This window comes from Acinetobacter sp. ANC 4558, assembly GCF_002135375.1.
GTDB lineage: Bacteria > Pseudomonadota > Gammaproteobacteria > Pseudomonadales > Moraxellaceae > Acinetobacter.
This window is the reverse complement of record NZ_NEGH01000001.1, coordinates 363,442-382,917: the sequence shown is the minus strand read 5'-3', so window position 1 is coordinate 382,917 and position 19,476 is coordinate 363,442. Positions and strand designations below refer to the sequence as shown.

The window sequence follows — 19,476 nt, the reverse complement described above, 5'->3', positions numbered from 1 at the left end:
GAATAAACTTATAACAATAGACATAAAGCTTATTCAAAATAGTGCTAATAAAAATTAAAACATGAGATTATTAAGATAACAAATTTTAAATTTAATGATGTTTTGAACTTTCTTCATTACCCTATTTACACTAAAAAATTCTGCTTTTTTAACATTCGTTTTACAATAAATGATTGAATATTAATTTATTTATATCATTAAATTTTTAAAAACATCAAAATATAGATTGATTTTCACATCAAACATAAAAGATAATAATTCTCATTACAGATTTTATTATGAACTGAAATGTCTACCTTATTCCTACCGCTTTTCAACATCCATCTATTGGTCAAATATTCATATTATTCTTCTCTTACATTTTACGCTACCAAATCAAATGAATCATTAAACAATACAACGCATGATGATGAAATCTACCTTTATCAATAATTAGTCATATATTTTTATTTTTAAACGAATAAGCACAGCCACTAAATCAGAATTTTGATTTTATTGGTTACTTCAAAAGCACTGAATACGCTCAATGTGAGCACCCATCTTACTTGATAATAGGCATCTTTTATGTTTAAAAAAGCTTCTCTTTGGCTAGCATTCGGCTTAATTACAGTACAAATCTCAACGTATACTTTAGCTCAAAGCCCCATTAATATTGGTGAAATGCACAATATTTCTTCATCTGTTTTAGATGAAAAAAGAGAAATCCAAATCTATCTTCCTCCCAGTTATGAAAAATATGCCAATCAGCACTATCCCGTTATCTATCTATTAGATGGTGAAAGTAATTTTCACTATTTAACTGGTTTCGTAGAGAAATTATCTAAATCTCCTTATCCTGCAATTCCAGAAATGATTGTAGTTGGCATTGTAAATACGGATCGTTCTCGTGATCTTACGCCAACTGTTCAAAAAGCAGATTCAAAAGATGGTCGAAATATTGATGGAAAAACTGGTGGAAATTTAGCTTTCTTCAGTTTTCTTGAGACTGAACTGATGCCAGATATTGAAAAAAAATATCGTACGAATGGTTTAAATGTCTTTATTGGTCATTCTTTTGGTGGAATCACGGCGCTGAATCATATGTTAAATGGACACCGCAATATGCAAGCTTATATTGTGCACGATCCTAGTATTTGGTGGGACAATGAAGTCATGCTAAAACGTTTTCAAAATGCCAAAAGTAAGGACTTTCACTATAAAAAACTTTTCTTAACACAAACAGGTTCTGATGATCCTAAAAATAATACAGATAACCATTTTAATGGGATTCAAAGGTTAAATCATTATTTAAGTGAACAACCACTTAATCATTTAAGTTATAAATATGCACAATATGAAGATGAAAACCACGGCTCAGTCCCACTTAAAGGTAGTCTAGACGGTTTACGTTATGTTTTTAAAGATATGCAAGTGAATATTAGAGCTGTTCCTGAAAATCCGAACTTGGTTAAAGAGCAATATGCTCAATTTAGTAAAAGCATTAACTATGACATACAACCAAGTGAACCTTATTTAGAAAGTGTTTTAAATTACTTAAAGCGTTCAAATAATCCCAAAGCTGTACAACAGTTCCAAAACTATATTCTCTCAATTTATCCTCAAGGAAATTTAGCAAAATCTTTATAAATCAATATAAAAAGCACAATGCATATCATTCATTACATAAGATGCAAGTTTATTAGAATATAAGTTTTGGTTTTAGTTGTGTAGGTTATGCAGCATTACTTGTTTAAATTAAGCTTACTGAAATTCTCGACCAAGCAATCATCCTCTTGGTCGAGTATGTTTTATTCTTTATTCCTGAGCCGCTTGTGGTGTACTTCGAAAGCTTATTGCCAACCGGTTATAAGCATTCATTAAACTAATCGCAATTGTTAAATCTACGACTTCTTTTTCATTAAACACCGAGTGTACATGATTAAATACATCATCTGGCACACCTGTACGGTTAACTAAAGTTACAGATTCAGCCCATGCTAAAGCGGCTTGCTCTTTTGCATCAAATAAATGACCAGCTTCTTGCCATGCTTGCACTAAAGCAATTTTTTCAATTTTTACACCCTTTTTGAGCAAATCTCTGGTATGCATATCCAAACAATATGCACAATTATTAATTTGCGATATTCGTAGATAAACCAGCTCAACCAAATCTGCTGCTAAACCACTTTGCATAACATGGCTATATACACTGCCTAGCGCCTTAACACCTGCTGGAGAAACATTTTTATAGTCGATACGCTGTGTCATAATTTCAACCTCTATCTAATTGATACTTTAAATATTTTATTTCAGTGGGGTAACCAATGCTTTGTCATGCGTATCTACCACAAACACTGCCAATAGTTTTGCTGGTTCTGTCAAACTTACATTACGACTAATGGAATGAATTGCACCTGGTGCCTCAAACCAACTTTCGCCTGCTTGATAAATTCTTGCGGGTTCATCATTGACCTTAGATTCAATACTTCCAGAAACCACATATGCAAATATAAAAGAAGATTTTGCATGTGTATGAGGAACAGATGCGCCCTTCGGTGGATATTCCACCTCCAAAGCAATCAAAGATTTTCCTGGTATATTGGGAATGACATGCTCAAAATTTGGAATAACTTTCTCACTTACATCATGTGCCATTGCTGATGATATTGCACTAAACACTAAACTAATGCTCAATATGAGATATATTTTGAATGACATTATCTTGGTTCAACCTTGTAAACAATCTTACTATTGTTGTCATTTTATCGTTTCATAGTATAAAGTCATGTACCAAAAACACATTAAAAGACTGTACCTCGAATGGACTCAAAATTTAAAATCACGCTTGATAAAACATTAAAAACTCCTCTAGCAGAACAAATTCGTTTAAGTATAGAACACGCAATTATTTCTGGTGTTTTACAAGAAAATGATCGTTTACCTTCTTGGGTTGACTTAGCAAGCCAACTTGGTGTTTCTAGAGGAACCGTAAAAGCCGCTTATGAAAAACTTGCAGATGGTCAATTTGTTATTGCGTCAAGAGCTTTAGGTACACGGGTGTCTCGTAGCGTTATTTCTTCTATAAAACATCAAGAGTCTTATCCATCTAGTTCATTCATGCAAACCTATCTTGAAATGACCACAAGGCATGGAATTTTTCAATCGGGTATACCTGATAAACATAGTTTTCCTGCCAAAGTATTTGCAAAAATCAGAGCAAAATCTATACGTATGGAATCAAGTGGTTGGCCAAGCTATCCAGATCCCCGAGGAGAATATGAACTTCGAAGAGAAATTGCAGCATATCTTGCACTATCAAGAGGAATTCAATGTTCTCCAGATCAAGTTTTTATTACTTCAGGATTTTCTGGTGGTTTAGCACTTTCTTTACTGGCCTTAAATCTACATGGGAAAAAAGCATGGATAGAAGATCCTTGTTTTCCATTCTCTAAACACGCCTTAAATGTTGCAAAAATCCAAACTTTTCCCATACCTGTTGATAGCGAAGGATTCAATATCGACTTTGCCCTGCAATATCACCCTGATGCTGCAATGGCATTAATAACACCAGGACAACAAGCTCCTCTAGGGATGTCCCTTTCCCTCAATCGACGTTTAAAATTAATGGAATGGGCAAAACAACAACACATGTGGGTCATTGAGGATGATTATTTAGGTGAATTACAGCTTGATGGAAGAGCAACACCTGCTTTATTTTCATTAGACCATTCTGGAAACGTGATTCATTTAGGAAGTTTTAGTAAAACACTTTCTCCTAAACTTAGAATAGGATTTGCAGTTGTGCCAGAGCATGTGATTCATCAATTTGAAGATATTACTGCAACATTAACTCCCGCACCAACACCATCTTTACAACATGCAATACAAGAATTCATGCACGAAGGGCATTTTTTAAGACATATCAGACGAACAAAGCGAATTTATACGACTCAACGTAATGAACTCATTCAACATTTAAAACCTTATCGTTTAGGAACTCAGACTGCTGGGTTGTCCATTTTACTTCAATTACCTGCACACATATCTGATCAAAAAATTGCACAAGATGCATTAGCTTTTGGCTTAGCGCCTGCTCCCTTATCTACTCGTTATCATCAACAAGACAATGCTCCTTCTGCACTGATATTGGGCATTGCGACTGCGCCAATACATCATGTAAGCAATGCATGTGAACGACTATTTAATATCATACAACACAATATGACTACCTAATATTAGGCCTAATATCTGCAACTCAATATAATATTTAAGATTAAGCTTTTTATAATTTATTGCGCAGAAAAATATACCTAATAAGTGATTTGAATGTTCCATAAAACCTAAAAAATCACTGCCTTATATCATCCATTTCAATCATAAAAAGGCTATTTGAGTGTTTATTTTCATAAGAGAGATTTCCTTTATGCGCGGTAACAATCGCATAAACAACAGCTAAACCTAAACCCATACCACCAAATTCCTTATTTCGAGATTCTTCTAGTCTAAAAAAAGGAGTAAACAGTTGTTCTTGATATTGTAGTGCAATGCCTGGCCCATCATCTTCAATTTTTAATTGCCATTTATTGTTTTTGATTTCACTTGAAATTTTTAGTTTTCCCTGTGCAGAGTAGCGAATTGCATTATCGATCAGCGCCAACAATGCTTGTTCCATCCGACGTTGATCGCAATACACAGGTACCTCGACCATCTCTAACTCAGGCACTAAATTTGCATTTGCCAAACGTTCTTCAAATGAATGAATCACTCGCTCAACCATTTCTTTAAAATTTACCCATTCATAATTTAAACGTAATTGCTGATGATCAATGAGGCTGAGTGTGCGTAAATCTTCTACCAAGTGGGATAGACCTTCAACCTGATTTAATAAATTTTTGAATAATGCCGTATCTTGTACAAATACTCCATCGATAATTCCCTGCAAACGCCCTTGTAAAATAGTAATCGGAGTTCTTAACTCATGTGCGATAGCAGCATTCCAAATTTGTGCATTTTTTACAGAAGCTTCAAGTTTTTGAGCCATTGCGTTAAAATTATTTATTAATTCTAAAATTTCTTTTGATTCGCTATGCGTATTTTCAACACGTGCAGACAAATTTCCATGGCTAATTTTAGTTGCAGCATCTGCCAAATCATTCATTGGTTTAATAAACCGATTTGCTAGCCGTATGCCCAAAAAAATTGATAATATTGAACCAAATAATAATACAACAAATAGCCAAATCCAATCGACAAGACCAAACTCATACCAATCGCTAGAAAGAGACTCTAAAGAAACCCAGCCTAAATCTACAGCATAACTATAAATGAAATAGCCAAAAACACACGAGCAAATCGTCACACTAAAATTTACAATGCTTAAAGCAATAATGAGTTGCTTACTGATTCCCATATTATTTTTCATGTGGATCATCCAAACGATAGCCTACACCACGAACATTAATTAGCATCTGCAGTAATCCTTGCTCTTCAAACTTTTTCCTTAACTTACTCACATGACTATCAACGGTTCGCTCCAGAGCATTTCCATCTGGCATAGATTGAGACATAAGTTCACTTCTCGTGAACACTTTATGCGGATAATGTATCATCTGTACTAAAATTTTATACTCAGTCAATGTCAAATTCAGCACAACTTTTTTATCTTTTTGATGGATATACACACTATGAATATCAGTATCAATTTCTATATTTTTATAGGTTAAATGTTTGTTGAGTAGTTGATATTGTCCTGCACGCCTTAAAACAGCATATACTCTTGCAACAACTTCATTTGGATTAAAAGGTTTAACCACAAAGTCATCTGCCCCTATGCGTAATGCCATAATTTTATCTATTTCCTGATCTAAGGCTGTTAACATAATGACAGGTGTTCGTGCTTTTTGACGAATTTTACTAAGCACCTCCCAACCATTTAACTCAGGTAACTTTATGTCCAATAAAACTAAATCTACCGTTTGTGCAGTGTGAATTTCTACAGCTTGCTTACCATTAACAGCCCTTATAACGCGCATTCCTTCTCGTTTTAAGTACTGTTCAATAATATCGCCAATATCATATTCATCTTCTACCAAGAGAATAATCTTATCGCGACAATCGAAAGAAAATGAACTCTCAAACATATATATTGAATCAAGGAGAATAATATCGATATAGTACGTTAAATTCTCTTATCATCTCCACACTTTTTCCACACTTTCGTGATTATTACTACATAAATAATAAGAATAATATATCTATCAAAACTCCCAGATTTAGGTTTAAAACAAATGCAAAAGCATTTACTTCTTTCATTATTTTTATGCATTGGGCTCATCTTACAAGGTTGTTCTTCTCAAGAATCAATCGAACAACCTGCTCCCCTTGCAAAGGTCAGTATTTTAAACATACAGCCTCAATCTATTCATTTTAGTGAGAACTTACCTGCACGAGTAAATGCTTATCGCACTGCAGAAATTAGACCACAAGTGGGTGGCATTATTGAAAAAGTTTTATTTACTCAAGGAAGTGAAGTTCAGGCAGGGCAAGCTTTATATAAAATTAATTCTGAGATTATTCAAGCCGATGTAAATAGCAATAAAGCGACTTTAAATAAAGCCGAAGCTGAAGCCTCTCGTCTAAAAATTCAATTAAAACGCTATGAACAATTACTACCTAGCAATGCAATTAGCCAACAAGAATTTAGTAATACCCAAACAGAATATCGTCAGGCATTAGCTGATGTTGCACAAATGAAAGCGCTACTGACACGGCAAAATCTTAACTTGCAATATGCCAATGTACGTGCACCCATCTCTGGGCGTATTGGACAGTCATTTGTCACAGAGGGTGCATTAGTGAGTCAAGCTGATACACATACTCTAGCAGTGATACAACAGATAGATAAAGTCTATGTAGATGTCAAACAATCTATTGATGAATATGAGCACCTACAAAGTGCTTTACTCAATGGGGAATTAGCATCGAATACACAACATAATATCCAAATTACCAATAGTCATGGCATTCCATACAAGGTCACAGCAAAAATGCTATTTGAAGATATCAACGTAGACCCTGAAACGGGTGATGTAACTATTCGGATTGAAGTGAATAATATTGGAAAAAAACTCCTTCCTGGCATGTATGTCCGCGTTAATATTCATCGAGCTTCAATTCCACAAGCACTTTTAATTCCTGCACAAGCAATTCAGCGTAACATCAATGGTGATCCACAAGTTTATGTCATTAATCAAAAAGGAACCGCAGAATTACACGCCATTGTTTTGGGACAACAACATGAACAATATTATGTCGTCAATCAAGGCTTAAAATCTGGTGATAAAGTTGTAATTGAAGGTGTTGAGCGTATTCAGCCCAATCAACCATTAAACATCTCATTATGGAAACCTGCCGCTTTGAATCAAGGGGGCAATCATTAATGTCACAGTTTTTTATACATCGCCCGATTTTTGCTTGGGTAATTGCAATATTTATTATTCTTTTGGGATTATTAAGTATTCCCAAGCTTCCTATAGCGCGTTTTCCAAGTGTTGCTCCTCCTCAAGTCAATATTAGTGCAAGCTATCCAGGGGCAACACCCAAAACAATTAATGACAGTGTCATTACATTAATTGAAAGAGAACTTTCTGGTGTAAAAGATCTTTTATATTACAGTGCAACGACAGATACATCTGGTAGTGCTGAAATATCAGTCACATTTAAACCAGGTACAGATGTCAACTTAGCACAAATTGATGTGCAAAATAAAATCAAAGCAATTGAAGCGAGACTACCACAAGTTGTACGCCAACAAGGTTTATCGGTTGAAGCATCTTCATCAAGCTTTTTAATGTTGGTTGGATTAAATTCTAAAAATGGTGAATATTCAGAAGTTGATTTAAGTGATTATTTAGTCCGAAATGTCATTGAAGATCTAAAACGCGTTGAAGGCGTTGGCAAAGTACAATCCTTTGGTGCAGAAAAAGCCATGCGTATTTGGGTCGACCCGAATAAACTTATTTCTTATGGTTTATCAATTAGTGATGTTAATACCGCCATTCGTGAAAATAATATCGAAATTTCGCCTGGTCGGTTGGGTGATCTTCCTGCCCTTAAAGGACAATTAATTAGTATTCCCTTATCTGCTCAAGGACAGTTAGAAAATATTGAACAATTCAAAAATATAAGTTTAAAAAGTAAAAATAATGGCAGTGTCATCAAACTTTCCGACGTCGCCGTTGTTGAAATTGGTTCTCAATCCTATAACTTTGCAATTTTAGAAGATGGAAAACCAGCGACTGCTGCGGCTATTCAGTTAAGTCCTGGCGCAAATGCCGTAAAAACAGCAGAAGGAATCAAAGCAAAAATTGAAGAGCTGAGTCTCAGTCTACCAACAGGAATGCAATATAGCATTCCCTATGATACGGCACCATTTGTAAAAATATCGATTGAAAAAGTGATCTATACCTTATTAGAAGCCATGGTTTTGGTTTTCATTGTGATGTATTTATTTTTACATAATATACGCTATACCCTTATTCCAGCAATTGTTGCTCCAATTGCTTTATTGGGTACCTTTACCGTGATGTTGCTTGCAGGGTTTTCGATTAATGTCTTAACCATGTTTGGTATGGTTTTGGCTATTGGTATTATTGTTGATGATGCCATTGTTGTTGTTGAAAATGTTGAGCGAATCATGGCAACTGAAGGTCTTGCTCCCAAAGAAGCAACCTCAAAGGCCATGAAAGAAATTACCAGTCCTATTATTGCAATTACACTCGTATTGACCGCAGTATTTATTCCTATGGCATTTGCAAGTGGTTCAGTTGGTATTATTTATCAACAATTTACCCTTACGATGTCTGTCTCCATTTTATTTTCTGCACTCCTTGCACTCATTTTAACGCCTGCACTGTGTGCAACCCTCTTAAAACCTATTGATGCGCATCATCAAAAGAAAGGGTTTTTTGCATGGTTTGATCGTAGTTTTGATCGAGTCACAAAAAAATATGAAGTTATATTACTTAAAATAGTCAAACACAGCCTTCCTATGATGGTGATTTATATCATCATTACAGTGATTACTTTTGCGGGTTTGAAATATTGGCCGAGTTCATTTATGCCAGAAGAGGATCAAGGCTGGTTCTTAACTTCATTTTTATTACCTTCAGATGCAACTGCTGAACGCACAGGTCATATTGTCAATGAATTTGAGAAACAATTAGCCAAAAATCCTGATGTTAAAAATAATACATCAATCATGGGTTGGGGCTTCAGTGGTGCAGGACAAAATGTTGCCCTTGCATTTACAACACTGAAAGATTTTCAAGATCGTTCGACCTCTGCCACGGAGGTCACTAACTCAATCAATCAAGTCATGGCAGACTCAAAAGAAGGGACGACTATGGCGGTACTACCGCCTGCAATTGATGAATTAGGGACCTCTTCAGGTTTCACACTTCACTTACAAGATCGTGCCAATTTAGGCATGCCAAAACTTTTAGCAGCTCAAGAGCAATTGCTCGCAATGGCAGAAAAAAATAAAAAATTTTATATGGTTTGGAATGAAGGTCTTCCTCAAGGTGACAATATTTCATTAAAAATTGATCGTGAAAAGTTAAATGTACTTGGTGTTAAATTTTCAGATGTCTCTGATCTCATTTCAACCTCTATGGGTTCTATGTATATCAATGATTTTCCAAATTTAGGGCGCATGCAACAAGTGATTGTTCAAGTTGATGCGAAATCTCGTATGCAACTCCAAGATATCTTAAATTTAAAAGTCGCTAATTCAAATGGAAAATTGGTGTCATTATCAGAGGTTGTTACGCCCCAATGGAGCAAAACACCACAACAATATAATCGTTATAATGGTCGATCATCTCTAAGTATTACGGGTATTCCTAGCCCTAATACTTCATCTGGTGATGCTATGCGTGAAATGGAACATTTAATTTCTCAATTGCCGAAAGGAATTGGTTATGAATGGACAGGAATATCATTGCAAGAAAAACAATCTGAATCGCAAATGGCTTTTCTTTTAATATTATCAATGCTTGTAGTCTTTCTAATACTCGCAGCATTATATGAAAGTTGGACAATTCCCTTGTCGGTTATTTTAGTCATCCCATTAGGTATTTTTGGCGCAGTCGTTGCAATCATGTCCAGAGGTTTAATGAATGATGTCTTTTTTAAAATTGGACTTATCACGATTATTGGTCTATCTGCAAAAAATGCGATTTTAATTGTTGAATTCGCAAAAATGTTAAAAGAAGAAGGAATGAGTTTAATTGAGGCAACAGTTGCAGCAGCTAAATTACGCTTACGCCCAATTCTTATGACATCACTCGCATTTACTTGTGGGGTTATTCCTCTGGTGATTGCAACTGGTGCTAGCTCAGAAACGCAACATGCATTAGGAACAGGTGTATTTGGTGGCATGATTTCTGCAACGATTTTGGCAATTTTCTTTGTTCCAGTCTTTTTTATTTTTATTTTGGGTACAGTTGAAAAACTATGTTCAGCGAAGAGAAAGTAAAGCCTTAGAATGATGAAACAGATCACCGCTTTCATTGCCTATTTCATAACATAATTGGACTCACACACAGAACAATCCGTCAAAATTAGCTTTAAGAATATTCAATAATAAAAAGGGTCATATCCATGTTATGACCCTTTTTATACTTTATACAATCATGCTCTATTAATGAAAATGATGAATATAGCGCAGTACCAAATTTGTGCCTTGTGGACGATTTTCAGCATTTTGCTCAAAATATAAATTTGCAGCCAAATGATCATGTTGATCAAAACTATACATCGCACCTGGGCCAATTGCCCAAACTTGTTCTTTACTGTCTTTTAATTTAGCACCATCAACCTTAGTTTCAGTAATTTGCTTTAGCCAGTAACCATTCAATCCCAAACGTAGATGTGGAGAAAATGCATAACTCGTTTCAAAATTGGCATGTAATGCTTGTCCAGCTTGAAGATTTTTTGCATTCCCATACGTATAATTAGGATCATTATTTTTTAAACTATATAAATAATGAAAACGCCCTGATACAGTCCATTTAGGATCAATCCAATACGTGGCAGCCCAATAAGGATCGAACGATACTGCATTTGCACCTGGATTTATATCTTTATTTCGATCATATTTTCCAGTGGGTAAATTCACTTGAAACTCAAAGCGATGAGCAAACTTCGGACCACTTTCACCCATGATAGGATCAAATTGAATAAATGTTCCAACCACTAAATCAGCCATACCTCTTTGTGCTTTAATTGCTTGATGATTTAAGCCATCATCCACATCAATATGTGCCAACACTGGAACAAGCATATTCAAACCAATATGTCCTCCTGCAATCGTTTTTTCAGGTACATAACTCAATTGTTGAGCAACTGAAATATAATCTACATCTGATTTAGGCAAGGGGATTTTATTCCCTTGTGCATCACGAATGCTATTTGCACTATAGTTTTGTACATAGCTTTGAGCATACCAGCCAGAACCAGCTGGAACTGCTCCATCGACAAAACTGGTCATTCCCAAATTCACAGTTGGCAATGCACCTGCCATGACAGTATTCGAAAAGCCTAAAATCAATACGCTGCTGATGAATCCCTTATTCATATAAATCCCTTTAATTGTTAAAAATTACGTTTATTTCATCCATAAACTGACATTAATCATTCATTCATCTGATGTAACGTCTTCGATTAGTAACAGATCATGACTGATTTTAATTCGGTATAATCATCAATAAAGGCATCTGAAAACTCACGCCCAACACCTGAAGCCTTCACACCACCAAACGGAACAGATGGGTCTAAAAACGTATGCATATTCACCCAAACTGAACCTGCTTCAACTTTAGGAATTAAATTTAAAACTTGAGATAAGTTGTTTGACCAAATGCTCGCAGTTAAGCCAAATCTTGAATGATTAACCTTATTCAACATTTCCTCTTCTGTTTCAAATGGAATAACATTCACCACTGGACCAAAGGTTTCTTCTACAAATAATGGATCATGAATATCTGTAATTTTTAATAAAGTCGGCTCTACAAAATAGCCTTGCCCTTCTAAAATACGTCCACCTGCAATAATTTGATCATTTTTCTTGGCTAATTCTAAATATGCCTTCACTTTTTCAAAATGAGGTTGATTAGATAGTGGTCCAAACATACTGCTTTCATCTAAAGGTGAACCAATGACAAACTGTTGAATTGCACCTGACGCTTTGGCAACAAATTCATCATACTTCGATTGATGAACAAAGAATTGCTCTGGTGCAGCACACACTTGCCCTTGGTGTACATACGTTGCTTGTAATAGTCTTGGTAAAATTTCGTCAATATTGGAATCAGCCAAAATAATGGCTGCATTTTTACCGCCCAACTCTAGACTGACTCGTGTTAAATCACTACGCATCGCTTGTTGACCAATGGCAATACCTGTTGGAACAGATCCTGTAAATGATACTTTTTTAACTTTCGGTGAATCAATTAAGTATTGCCCTACATTACCTTTACCAGTCACAACATTAATTACTCCTGCTGGAATTCCTGCCTCAATCGCAAGCTCTGCAAGACGTAATAGTGATAACGTCGTAAATTCACTTGGTTTTAAGACAATAGTACAGCCTGTCGTTAGTGCTGAACCGATTTTCCATGCTCCAATCATTAAAGAGAAATTCCACGGTACAATTCCAGCAACAACTCCAATAGGCTGACGTACAGTATATGCTGTATATTTTTCCCCTTGAGCAGAAGGAATAGAAGGCTGCATCGTTTGACCATGAATTTTAGTCGCCCAACCCGCAAAATATCTTAAAAAGACCGCAGTTTGTGCCACTTCTAAATGACGAGATAAGTTAATCAATTTCCCTGTGGTAAGAGTTTCAAGTTGAGCCAGCTCTTCTGCATGTTGTTCAACTAAATCAGCTAATTTATTTAATTTTAACCCGCGTTCATACGGGGATGTATTTGCCCAAGCATTTATAAATGCATCATGAGCACTATCAACCGCCTGATTCACTTCATTTTCATTACCACATGCAATCGTTGCAATGACTTGTTCAGTTGCAGGGTTTTTAAGCTCAATACGTTCCGAAAGTTCTGCTTCAACGTGTTGACCCTGAATAAAATGCCCATGCTTACGTGTTAAAAACTGTTGAATACTTGATAAAATCTGTACTTCGCTCATTTTACAATCCATATATTTTCAAATTTTTGTAATTCGTTATTCAACGAAATGATGACCATACCCTGTACGGTATTACGCAGTTTTATTCAAAATAAAATCAGCACCACGCTCACCAATCATAATGGCAACCGCATTGGTATTTCCGCTTGGAACCTGAGGGCAAATTGAACAATCAATGACTCTTAAATTATCAAAGCCATGTACTTTTAAGGTTTGGTCTGTCACAGAGTCTGAAGCAGAGTTCCCCATTTTGCATGATCCAGCTGGGTGATAGACTGTTTTGATGTTTTGTCGCATCCATTTTTCAATTGCTTCAACATCATCTGGATCTGTATTTGCAGGTTCTACAATGTTTTTAACAATTGCTTTTAGTGACGGTTGTTGTAATAAACGTAGCCCAGCTTGAACAGCACGAATATTTGCATCAACATCTAATTGATCGCCCAAATAATTTGGATCGATCACAGGTAAATCACTTGGGTTTTTACTTTTTAAACGCAAAGTACCCCGTGCTTTGGGCTGAATATGCCCAACTTTAATGGTCAGACCATGCTCTTCTGCAGCAGCTTTTTCTCCGGGTGTATTGTCAAAATTATCAAGAACAGGGAGAAAGTGGAATTGCACATCTGGACGTCCTAAATTACTGGTATCAATAAACCCAGCACCTTCAAGAATATTCGATGTAAGTAGACCTGAACGAGTAAAATACCATTGTAATCCGTGCTTTAAGCCTTTTAGACCTTTATCTTCACCGAGTAAGCTATTTCCTGTGGTAATCGTTGCATTCACTGACATATGCAAATGGTCATGGAAATTGTCACCTACTGGCAAGTCTTGTACGCAAGGAATTCCAATGTCTTGTAAATGCTGTTTTGGTCCAATACCAGACAGTAATAAAACTTTCGGACTACCAATTGCCCCTGCACTGACAATAACTTCTTTACGTGCTTTAATTTCAATTGGTGCAGCACCATTGACACTATAAATCACACCAGTTGCTGTCTGTCCACTTGTGGTAACTTGATGTACAAGTGCATCAGTAATCACTTTTAAATTTGGATTGTCACCCACCGCTTTTAAATAAGTTTGAGCCGTACTCGCCCGTTCACCATTTTTAGTTGTCGTTTGATAAAAACCAACACCGTCTTGATCCCAGCCATTAATATCTGTGACGTATTTCATGCCCATTTCTTGACCAGCACGAACACATGACATCACTAATGGATGACGATAGCGATTTTCACTTACAGGGAGAATGCCAGCTTTACCATGATATTCATCACCCAGGCTTTCATTATTTTCAGCATGCTTATAAAATGGTAATACATGTTGATATGACCATTCTGTGCATCCCCAATCTGATGCCCATAAATCATAATCATGACGTTGACCACGGCAATAAATCATACCGTTAACAGAGCTTCCACCACCCAATACTTTTCCTTGGGCTAAAATCATTTCGCGATTATTACAATGCTTTTGTGGCGTTGTCATATACGGCCATGACTTTTGTTGAAAAACCTTAACCACAGTGGCAGGAATTTTATGAAACGGACTATTGTCTTTCGTTCCTGCTTCTAATAATAATACGGTGCCTGCTTTTGCTTGAAGTAATCGAGCTGCAACAACACAACCTGCAGATCCTGCACCAATGATGATGTAATCGTATTCCAAATTCATCGCTTTTCCCTAATTGCTCTAAATCCATTCTTTTGATTACATCATTTATTCGCTTTAATGTTCTTGTATAAACGTGACATTATTTATGTCAAATCAGGACATTTAAAAAATAGTTTATAATATTCAATAAGTTATTATTTTATAAAATTTAAATTATTGCCTATTTATAATAATTAAACCAATTAAACTTATGTTAGCCATATTCTTTTTTACATGCCATTCGTCATAATTTATTAAAATTAATTTCAATATTCTTTTAATAAATCAATTAATTTTTAATCACTAATACGATATTCTCTCGGGGAAATACCAATGATTTTTCTAAACAATTTAGAGAAATGAGCGCTGTCACTGAAGCCATACTTCAGCGCAATATCAGAAATAGAAACATCTTTATTATTCACATCCCTGAGTTCATATTTAATTTTCTCTAAGCGCTGTGTTTGAATATATTGATGTACGGTTTGCTGCTTATTTTCAAATAACCGAAATAGATGTCGAATTGAAATGCCTAAATAATCTGCAACCATTTGAGAGTTTAAATTAGGTTGTTCTAAGTGTTCTACAATAAATCGTTCAGCTTTTACATTTAAGTGATCAAGTATTTCAATATTTTTATAATTAATTGTAGGTTTAATTAAAGCAATCAAAGCATCTTCAAAGGCATTTTCATCTTCTTTGGCATACCAAAGCTCAATATTAATCGGTGATAAATTTTGCAACATGCCTTTTAATAAATGTCCACTCATATTTGAAGTAATGAGTTTTCCAAAATGATTTTCATTAATACCTTGTTTATATAATTTTTCACGATATAGATGCACTGAAATATGACTAAATAATCCTTGAGGATACATTTCTATTTTTTCTTCTGAATCTAGTAATACAATATCGCCCTCATTCAAGGTAATGGTCTGCCCTTGATAGTCAATTTTCATCTTTCCTGTATATTGTAAAATCAAAAAACAAAATCGATCTTTTGCTCGATCAGAAATTCCTTCATTCCGACAAATATAATTCGCATTACTTTTAATAAATGCAATTTCAGTTTCACCCAATAAAAAGGACTTTATATCACCAATAAAGAGTGAGTTTTGCATATCAAATGCAATTTCAAAATCTCCACAAACGTTTTGAAGCTCACGCTTCCACGCCATAACTGCATTATTAATATAAGTATTCATAACAGTTTCCTTTTAAGCGTTCAAATTTCAATCCTGAAATTCGCTGTATTTTTAATCTGTGATATTCACCTTTGTTTCAATCGCATGATGTTAATTTTCTAAACTATAGTCTTAGCATAGATTGCTAAAAATCAAAAATATTATCTTTATTTATCATGCAAAAAATAAACCAGTAAAAAAATTATTCTTTTACTGGTTCTATATTTATGCAACCCCTGCAATATCCCTTAAGATTTTAATAAAAATCTCTTTTTCATGTTCAGGATATTTTTTGAAGACATCATTTTGGTGACTATCGGCAATATCAAATAAATAATGGGCTGTTTTACGTCCTTTTTCCGTAAGTTGGTAAAAACCATCACTTTCTAAAAGCAGTCCATCTTTTTGCAAAATTTCTGCAGCTTGCTCAACTTGATGCATTGGCATTGCAATATCTCTTGGCAAATCTTCTTTTTTAGAAGCTGTGCCACTTCCTAATACAAGTAAGAGTCTTGCCTCACTGGTTCTAAAACCAGTTACCAATTGTTTAGGAATATAATCCGTTTGATAGAACTTAAATGCACGACTCATTAAATAGCATACATTGCTATATAAGTGTCCTTGATGCATCTGTCCAATATCTTGCTCTGACTCGACCTGTTGATCTTTAACTTGTAACAGCGGATGCGGCGTCACACCAGAATAAGCACCTTGGTGATAAACTAATGGGCTACGACCTTCATCATGAAAATTCACGACTTTTCCAATAATGATCCAATGATCACCACCCTCAATAATTTGGTGGCGTTCACATTCAAAGACGGCTGAACAATGTTCTAAAATTGGGGCTTTACCTGCACCTTCGCGGTGCAAAGTGCCTTCATATTTATCTACGTTACGACGTGCAAACTTATTTGACAATTCAATTTGAGAGCCTGATAAAACGTTCACGGCAAAATGCGTTGCTTGTTCAAATACCGAGAAACTTGATGAGTTCTTATCAATACTCCATAAAATTAATGCTGGATCTAATGAAACAGAATTAAAACTATTGGCAGTTACTCCAACTTTTTCACCTTGTTCATTTTGCGCCGTCATAATAGTAACGCCTGTTGCAAAATTTCCTAAAGCGCGTCTAAATTTCATTGGATCAATACTTACACTATCCATTGCTTTTAATACATTCATTTTTCCCACCTGAATTTTTCAATCTGTTTCTACAGCGATGATGCTTGACCTAAATATCGAGAACTAAACGTGAAGATTTAGAACGAGAACAACATACTAATATTTGCTCATTACTGGCCTTTTCTTCATCTGTAAAATAAACATCTCGATGGTCTGGTTCACCTTCAATCACATCACACATACATGTCCCGCAAACGCCTTGCTCACAAGACATTTCAATTTCAATACCTTCTCTTGCCAATGCTTGTAAAATTGTTTCTTCTGCATCAACTAAAATAATTTTTCCACTTCGCTCTGCAACAACTTCAAAAGCATTTCCACCTGTTTCTACTTCAACTTGGAAATATTCTTTATGAATTTGGTTTTCAGGAAATTTTTGAGTAACCGCTAAATTAATCACCCAATCCATGAAACCATTTGGACCACAGGTATAAATATGACTTTCACCATCAATATTTTGAATCGCAGATTGGAAAAAATCGCGATGACTTGCACCTTCCGACTTAAAGTGAAAAGTGGTAAATGCAGCTAATTCACTATTTTTAATTTCATTTACAAAAGCACATCTTTCAGGGCTTGCACCGCAATAATGCAGTTCAAAAGATTCCCCTTGAGAGGCCAATTGGTAGGCCATAGTAATCAGAGGTGTAATACCTATGCCACCACCAATAAGAACACTATGTTTTGCTTGCACTAAAGGAAAAAGGTTTTTAGGTTCACTTACTTGAATCTGCATACCATCTTTTAAATCATCAAAAGCTGATACAGAACCACCTCTAGACTCAGGATCTCGCAAAATCCCTAAGCGGAAAGTCCCCACTTGATTCGGATTTTGACAAAGTGAATACTGACGAACCATGCCATTGGGCAAATGAACATCAATATGTGCCCCTGCTTCAATTTTAGGTAATGCAGTCGAATTTATCGATTCAAATTCCATTACTGCAACATTATCACCCTCAACATGGCGATTTTTTACAATGACATTATATAGCTCAGTCATAATACCTTCCTCTTATACGAAAAGCCGTAAGGCTTAACGCATAAATAATCCCCCATTAATATCCCATGTTGCACCTGTGACGAAAGCCGCTGTTGGGCTTGCCAATAGTGCACAAGTTTCAGCAATAAACGTCATACTGCCTAATGCTTTTACAGGGATATTTTGGATAAATTGTTCCATTTTTTCATCGGATACCACACTATGCACAATTGGTGATTCCATTGGACCTGGTGCAATCGCATTGACCGTTACACCTTTGGCTGCAAATTCTTTAGCAAAAATTTTTGTTAAAGTTACAATTGCACCCTTAGTTGCTGCATAGTGTGCACCTGTTGCCGTTCCACCATTTTGACCCGCCAAGGATGCCATATTGACAATTCGTCCATAGCCTTTTTTTGCCATGTATTGACCAATGATTTGACATGCCTGAAATGTGCCACGCTGGTTGACTTGGGTAATCCAATCAAAATCTGCAGCTGTTATTTCAAGAACAGGAGTTGCCTTAGTGACTGTTGCATTATTAATGAGTACATCGAGCTTAGAAAATTGTTTTTCAATCCAAGCCACTGCATCATAAAAATCAGCTTCAATAGAAATATCTAACTTAAATGGAAACATATTATTTGCATTGGCACTACGTGCTTTTGCATTCTCAGCTTTTTCTAAGGTGCTTGCAGTTAAAATGACTTGATGTCCTTGACTTGCGAAATATTCAGCAATGACATTTCCTAATCCAGATGCAGCACCAGTTACTAAAACAACCTGTTTCATGTTTTTCTCCTAAAGAATATAACTGATACCCGCTAATGTATCTGTCGAGTTCACTAAATTGATAATCTTACGGTTAATCTTAAAACCCTGTTCTTCATCACGCACTAAATGAAAGGTCACATCGGCCGTATAATGCTTTAAACTCTCTTTACGAAACTCTCGTAAATTCTGTGCACAACGTAAAACAATCTCACCATCCTCATCTTTTAGTATACGTACACGAGATACGCTACGAACCGTATTTGCGCGTGGCGTTGCTGAAATCGCTTCACCATTTTCCAAACGATTCACTCGTAATTGACGCATATGATGGTTGTCATAAGCATAATTCAAGTTATTTTCATAATCTGTCAAACTTGGATCAATCGGAATAATATACACACCATCTTTATTCCATAAGTTCAACCATGACTCATGCTCTAAATGATCTAGCATGTCTGCTTCAGCCCATATAAAAGCCGTAACTTCATTTAATAAATC

At 35.6% G+C, this 19,476-nt stretch carries 16 protein-coding genes; 4 read left to right on the top strand and 12 right to left on the bottom strand.

The window, feature by feature from the left end; translation table 11 throughout:
- Positions 1-564 precede the first annotated feature (564 nt).
- Positions 565-1,626: an alpha/beta hydrolase gene (locus B9T31_RS01850; protein WP_086180257.1), complete on the top strand. Its 1,062-nt coding sequence runs from the start codon at positions 565-567 to the stop codon at positions 1,624-1,626.
- Between the two features lie 168 nt (positions 1,627-1,794).
- Here the strand turns inward: B9T31_RS01850 and B9T31_RS01845 are convergent, their stop codons facing one another.
- A complete protein-coding gene (locus B9T31_RS01845) occupies positions 1,795-2,247 on the bottom strand; it encodes a carboxymuconolactone decarboxylase family protein (RefSeq protein WP_086180256.1) in 453 nt (150 codons plus the stop codon).
- 36 nt (positions 2,248-2,283) lie between these two features.
- Positions 2,284-2,697, bottom strand: coding sequence for a cupin domain-containing protein (locus B9T31_RS01840; protein ID WP_171264661.1), 414 nt, complete (start codon positions 2,695-2,697; stop codon positions 2,284-2,286).
- A gap of 102 nt (positions 2,698-2,799) precedes the next feature.
- Between B9T31_RS01840 and B9T31_RS01835 the strand changes: the two genes are divergently transcribed.
- Positions 2,800-4,212, top strand: a complete 1,413-nt coding sequence (locus B9T31_RS01835) for a PLP-dependent aminotransferase family protein (RefSeq protein ID WP_086180254.1) — start codon at positions 2,800-2,802, stop codon at positions 4,210-4,212.
- Positions 4,213-4,327: 115 nt separating this feature from the next.
- Here B9T31_RS01835 and adeS read toward each other — a convergent pair whose 3' ends face one another.
- Both adeS and adeR read right to left on the bottom strand, forming a co-directional pair.
- Positions 4,328-5,401: a two-component sensor histidine kinase AdeS gene (gene adeS, locus B9T31_RS01830; RefSeq protein WP_086180253.1), complete on the bottom strand. Its 1,074-nt coding sequence runs from the start codon at positions 5,399-5,401 to the stop codon at positions 4,328-4,330.
- Positions 5,391-6,119: an efflux system response regulator transcription factor AdeR gene (adeR, locus tag B9T31_RS01825; RefSeq protein ID WP_086180252.1), complete on the bottom strand. Its 729-nt coding sequence runs from the start codon at positions 6,117-6,119 to the stop codon at positions 5,391-5,393. Before adeR ends, adeS begins: the two co-directional genes overlap by 11 nt.
- Before the next feature lie 147 nt (positions 6,120-6,266).
- Here adeR and B9T31_RS01820 point away from each other — a divergent pair, with 147 nt between their 5' ends.
- Together B9T31_RS01820 and B9T31_RS01815 are read left to right on the top strand one after the other, a co-directional pair.
- Positions 6,267-7,418, top strand: coding sequence for an efflux RND transporter periplasmic adaptor subunit (locus B9T31_RS01820; protein WP_086180251.1), 1,152 nt, complete (start codon positions 6,267-6,269; stop codon positions 7,416-7,418).
- Positions 7,418-10,516: an efflux RND transporter permease subunit gene (locus tag B9T31_RS01815; protein ID WP_086180250.1), complete on the top strand. Its 3,099-nt coding sequence runs from the start codon at positions 7,418-7,420 to the stop codon at positions 10,514-10,516. The genes B9T31_RS01820 and B9T31_RS01815 overlap by 1 nt, the downstream gene beginning before the upstream one ends.
- Before the next feature lie 165 nt (positions 10,517-10,681).
- Here the strand turns inward: B9T31_RS01815 and B9T31_RS01810 are convergent, their stop codons facing one another.
- The 8 genes from B9T31_RS01810 to B9T31_RS01775 all read right to left on the bottom strand — a co-directional run.
- On the bottom strand, positions 10,682-11,632 hold the full coding sequence (locus tag B9T31_RS01810) for a transporter (protein WP_416202508.1): 951 nt from the start codon (positions 11,630-11,632) through the stop codon (positions 10,682-10,684).
- A 71-nt stretch (positions 11,633-11,703) separates the two neighbouring features.
- A complete protein-coding gene (locus tag B9T31_RS01805; RefSeq protein ID WP_086180248.1) occupies positions 11,704-13,191 on the bottom strand; it encodes an aldehyde dehydrogenase family protein in 1,488 nt (495 codons plus the stop codon).
- 72 nt (positions 13,192-13,263) lie between these two features.
- Positions 13,264-14,871 (bottom strand): GMC family oxidoreductase, encoded by a 1,608-nt coding sequence (locus tag B9T31_RS01800; RefSeq protein WP_086180247.1) that lies wholly within the window; start codon positions 14,869-14,871, stop codon positions 13,264-13,266.
- Between the two features lie 275 nt (positions 14,872-15,146).
- On the bottom strand, positions 15,147-16,055 hold the full coding sequence (gene feaR, locus B9T31_RS01795; protein ID WP_086180246.1) for a transcriptional regulator FeaR: 909 nt from the start codon (positions 16,053-16,055) through the stop codon (positions 15,147-15,149).
- Between the two features lie 204 nt (positions 16,056-16,259).
- Positions 16,260-17,222, bottom strand: coding sequence for a p-hydroxyphenylacetate 3-hydroxylase reductase component (locus B9T31_RS01790; RefSeq protein WP_086180245.1), 963 nt, complete (start codon positions 17,220-17,222; stop codon positions 16,260-16,262).
- Between the two features lie 49 nt (positions 17,223-17,271).
- Complete coding sequence (locus B9T31_RS01785; RefSeq protein WP_086180244.1) at positions 17,272-18,225, bottom strand: PDR/VanB family oxidoreductase; 954 nt, start codon at positions 18,223-18,225, stop codon at positions 17,272-17,274.
- Between the two features lie 33 nt (positions 18,226-18,258).
- Positions 18,259-18,996 (bottom strand): SDR family NAD(P)-dependent oxidoreductase, encoded by a 738-nt coding sequence (locus B9T31_RS01780; protein ID WP_086180243.1) that lies wholly within the window; start codon positions 18,994-18,996, stop codon positions 18,259-18,261.
- Between the two features lie 9 nt (positions 18,997-19,005).
- Positions 19,006-19,476 (bottom strand): aromatic-ring-hydroxylating dioxygenase subunit beta (locus B9T31_RS01775; RefSeq protein WP_086180385.1); only part of this gene is annotated, 471 nt, incomplete at its 5' end.

What these genes read in the sequence shown, in the direction of transcription:
- B9T31_RS01850 (WP_086180257.1), top strand. Translation starts at nt 565, where the DNA reads ATGTTTAAAAAAGCTTCTCTTTGGCTAGCATTCGGCTTAATTACAGTA.
- B9T31_RS01845 (WP_086180256.1), bottom strand. Translation starts at nt 2,247, where the DNA reads ATGACACAGCGTATCGACTATAAAAATGTTTCTCCAGCAGGTGTTAAG.
- B9T31_RS01840 (WP_171264661.1), bottom strand. Translation starts at nt 2,697, where the DNA reads ATGTCATTCAAAATATATCTCATATTGAGCATTAGTTTAGTGTTTAGT.
- B9T31_RS01835 (WP_086180254.1), top strand. Translation starts at nt 2,800, where the DNA reads ATGGACTCAAAATTTAAAATCACGCTTGATAAAACATTAAAAACTCCT.
- adeS (WP_086180253.1), bottom strand. Translation starts at nt 5,401, where the DNA reads ATGAAAAATAATATGGGAATCAGTAAGCAACTCATTATTGCTTTAAGC.
- adeR (WP_086180252.1), bottom strand. Translation starts at nt 6,119, where the DNA reads ATGTTTGAGAGTTCATTTTCTTTCGATTGTCGCGATAAGATTATTCTC.
- B9T31_RS01820 (WP_086180251.1), top strand. Translation starts at nt 6,267, where the DNA reads ATGCAAAAGCATTTACTTCTTTCATTATTTTTATGCATTGGGCTCATC.
- B9T31_RS01815 (WP_086180250.1), top strand. Translation starts at nt 7,418, where the DNA reads ATGTCACAGTTTTTTATACATCGCCCGATTTTTGCTTGGGTAATTGCA.
- B9T31_RS01805 (WP_086180248.1), bottom strand. Translation starts at nt 13,191, where the DNA reads ATGAGCGAAGTACAGATTTTATCAAGTATTCAACAGTTTTTAACACGT.
- B9T31_RS01800 (WP_086180247.1), bottom strand. Translation starts at nt 14,871, where the DNA reads ATGAATTTGGAATACGATTACATCATCATTGGTGCAGGATCTGCAGGT.
- feaR (WP_086180246.1), bottom strand. Translation starts at nt 16,055, where the DNA reads ATGAATACTTATATTAATAATGCAGTTATGGCGTGGAAGCGTGAGCTT.
- B9T31_RS01790 (WP_086180245.1), bottom strand. Translation starts at nt 17,222, where the DNA reads ATGAATGTATTAAAAGCAATGGATAGTGTAAGTATTGATCCAATGAAA.
- B9T31_RS01785 (WP_086180244.1), bottom strand. Translation starts at nt 18,225, where the DNA reads ATGACTGAGCTATATAATGTCATTGTAAAAAATCGCCATGTTGAGGGT.
- B9T31_RS01780 (WP_086180243.1), bottom strand. Translation starts at nt 18,996, where the DNA reads ATGAAACAGGTTGTTTTAGTAACTGGTGCTGCATCTGGATTAGGAAAT.